Source organism: Rhodosalinus sp. (assembly GCF_041685465.1).
Classification (GTDB): domain Bacteria; phylum Pseudomonadota; class Alphaproteobacteria; order Rhodobacterales; family Rhodobacteraceae; genus Rhodosalinus.
This window is the reverse complement of sequence record NZ_JAWLFS010000288.1, coordinates 1-3,414: the sequence shown is the minus strand read 5'-3', so window position 1 is coordinate 3,414 and position 3,414 is coordinate 1. Positions and strand designations below refer to the sequence as shown.

General features: G+C 70.5%; 2 protein-coding genes. Both read left to right on the top strand.

Annotated features, from left to right (window positions below; all coding sequences use genetic code 11):
• A partial coding sequence (locus ACESL7_RS14530; RefSeq protein ID WP_372894017.1) for a N,N-dimethylformamidase beta subunit family domain-containing protein occupies positions 1-1,887 on the top strand: 1,887 nt, incomplete at its 5' end.
• 177 nt (positions 1,888-2,064) lie between these two features.
• A complete protein-coding gene (locus tag ACESL7_RS14525) occupies positions 2,065-2,892 on the top strand; it encodes a helix-turn-helix transcriptional regulator (RefSeq protein WP_372894016.1) in 828 nt (275 codons plus the stop codon).
• Positions 2,893-3,414 lie beyond the last annotated feature (522 nt).

The following is a 3,414-nucleotide window of genomic DNA, read 5'->3' as shown; positions in this document are numbered from 1 at the left end:
GTCGATCAGGTGACGGCAGAGGTGCCGCTGATCCCGCGCTGCTGGTATTTCGTCGCCGCGACCTTCGAGGCCGGCAGCCGGCGCGCGCGGCTCGTGCAGCTGGGCCGCGTGGGCCGCTACAACGGGCGCCTCGGCCCCGTCGTGCCCTACGACTACGACAGCGTCGTCAGCGCCACGCTGCGCTGCGCCCCGGCCGCGGCCCGGGCGGAGGCCCCCTTCCTCTGGGCGGGCGCGAGCGACTGGAACGACATGCGCGGCCGCTACGTGGGCACGCTCTACAACGGCAAGATCGACCGCGCGGGCCTCTGGGCGCGGGCACTGCCGGAGGCCGAGCTGCGCGCCATCGCCGACGGCGACGCGATGCCTGCCGAGGGCGCGGTCGCGCTCTGGGACACCACGGCGGGGTATACCGACCGCGGCATCGGCGACACGATCCGCGATACCGGCCCCTACGGCCTTCATGCCGAGGGCGTGAACCGCCCCGTCCGCGCGATGACCGGCTGGAACTGGGGCGGGCGCGAGGACAGTTTCCGCCTCGACCCGGGGCAATACGGCGGCGTGCATTTTCACGACGACGCACTGACCGACTGCGGCTGGGAGCCGACGGTGGACTGGACCGTGCCGGAGGGGCTGAAAAGCGGCTGTTACGCGCTGCGCCTGAGAACGGAGGGCGCGGAGGATCACGTCCCGTTCTTCGTGCGCGCGGCGGAGCCGAAGGCGCCCATCGCGGTGCTGATGTCCACCTTCACCTACCTTGCCTATGCCAACGAGCATCTCGCCTACGAGGCGCCCATCGCGCAGGCGATCACCGCGCACACGCCGATCCTGACGAAGCGCGACATCGACTTCGTCAAGCTCGCGGAATTCGGGCTTTCGACCTACGATCACCACTCCGACGGCGCGGGTTGCTGCCTGTCGAGCTACCTGCGCCCGATCATCAACATCCGGCCGCGGTTCCGCAGCACGCCGATGGGCTTTCCCTGGGCCTTTCCGGCCGACCTCTCGCTGATCTGGTGGCTGGAGACCGCGGGTTACGACTACGAGATCCTCACCGATCACGACCTGCACGCCGAGGGCGCCGCGGCGCTCGAACCGTACAGCGTCGTCATGAACTCCACCCACCCGGAATACTATTCCGAACGCATGCTGGACGCCACGGAGGACTACATGACCGCGGGCGGGCGGGTGATCTACGCCGGCGGCAACGGCTATTACTGGGTCTCGGGCCTCTTCGAGGACGCGCCCGAGATCATGGAAGTTCGCAAGCTCGACGCCGGCTCGCGCGCCTGGCAGGCCGAGCCGGGCGAGGGCTACCTCGCCTCGACGGGCGAGCGGTCGGGCCTCTGGCGGTCGCGCGGGCGTCCGCCGCAGAAGATCGTCGGCGTGGGCTTCACCGCCGAGGGCATGGACCGCTCCACCCATTTCGAGCGGATGCCGGACAGCTTCCACAGGCGCGTGGACTGGATGTTCGAGGGGATCGCGCCCGACGCGCCGATCGGTGACACGGGCCTCGGCCTCGGCGGCGCGGCGGGCATCGAGATCGACCGCTACGACCTCGCGCTCGGGACACCGCCGCACACGCTGCTGATCGGGATGGCCGAGGGGTTTTCCGACAACTATCCGCTCGTGAGCGAGGAGATCACCTACGCCTTCCCCGGGCGCGGCGGGACGCAGGATCCGCAGGTGCGCGCGGACATCACCTATTTCACCACGGCGAACGACGGGGCGTGCCTCTCGATCGGCTCGATCGCCTGGTCGATGGCGCTGCCGATGGCCGGAGGCGACAACACAGCCGCGCGCTTCATGCGCAACGTGCTCGATGCCTTCGCGCGTCCCGGCCCCCTGCCCGGCGGCGCCTGGGTGGGCGAGGAAAAGCTGTGGCGTTGACAGTTTACGCAGCGTCGCCCTAGGATCGGCGCCCTTGGGAACACCGGACGGAGGCCGATGCGGCAAGGTACCGATGTCGAGGCTTTCAGCGCGTTCATCGACGCGCTCCGCGAGGCACGGCAGGGTGTGGACGGGCCCGTCCTGCTGGACTGGGCCGCGCGCGAACTCGCTGCACGGGTGGGCTTCGACGCGGCATGGATCGGCTGGGCCGACGCGGCTCCACAGGAAGTGGAGATCGTCGGATCGAGCGTGTTAAATCTTCCCGGAGACTACGCGTCCTTCTGGCACGAGATCCGGTCGGAGGACATCCTCGCAGCGGATGTTCGGGCCCGCAGCCGCACGCCGCGGCCCGTCGCCTGCTACGACCGGGACGGCCCGCGCCAGACCGACGGCATGATCGCGCTTGCAGATCGCTACGGTCTTCGCAGGCTGTCGGTCGTGATGCGCGCTTTCGACCCGATGCGCCCTCAACTGTTCATCTCGGCCTACCGCGGCGGACGGCAGACGCGCCCCCTCGATGCGCGGGACCTGGTTTTCCTGGGCTGCGCGCTTGATCACCTTCAGGCCGCGCTGGACCGCTCCGGGGTGGACCACGACGGGGCCTTGCGGCTCATGGTGGACGCGGCAGGCCGCCCGGTGGCCGGCAGCGGCGCCGCGCTCGCGCTATGGTCGCAATGGCGTGTCGAGCCGGGCGAGACCTTCGCCGATTTCATCGACGCACGCGGCTTCGACATCGTCGCCAGCGCCGCGCCGCTCGCCGCCGGCGATCAACTCACCGAACTGCGCCTGATGCGGCGGCGGCTGATCGACCGCTTCTCGCCGCGCGAGCGCGAGATCGTCGAACTGATCGCCGAGGGGCTGTCCCACAAGGAGATCGCGCGCGTGCTCGGGATCGCGCCGGCGACCGTACGCAACCACACGGCCCGCATCTACAGCAAGACGGGCGTATCGAGCCGCGCCGCGCTCACCCGCACCGTTTTCGGAGCGAATGATCCGGCCCCGTGACGCCTGTGATCAGCGTCATCCGCGCGCCGGAGGGCAGGATGCGACGCCGTCCAGCCATCGTCCCGCGCCCCTCGGCAAGGGTCACGGCGGGCAAGTCGCCTGCGTGCTTCGGTCCCTGCGCGGAGGCGAAACCGACCCGCCGTCTCCCCAACGAATTCGACCCCGTCTCCGGGCTCCCTCGCAATGCAAGGGCGAAACGCGACACTCAGCGGCGATCACCGTACCGCCCGCGGGCCGACGACCCTTTGGTGAAGGCCCGATCGGCCGTTCGGTTCGCGCTCCACGACGGTGCGGCGTCACCAGGCTCGGGGGCAGCCCGGCAGGCACATTGGCCCGAGGGCGTCGGGGCACCGCCGGCGCGTCAGACCCAGGCTGAAACCCACCGCGTGGTGGCAGGCGCCACCAGTCGACGCGGCCTGCCCCGTCCGGCAACCGGCTCTCCGGCGCGTGGTCCCTGACCCGGGACCACGCCATCCTCGGACACCCCCGCGCCACTGCCTCGCGTCAGATAACCGGGCGTGG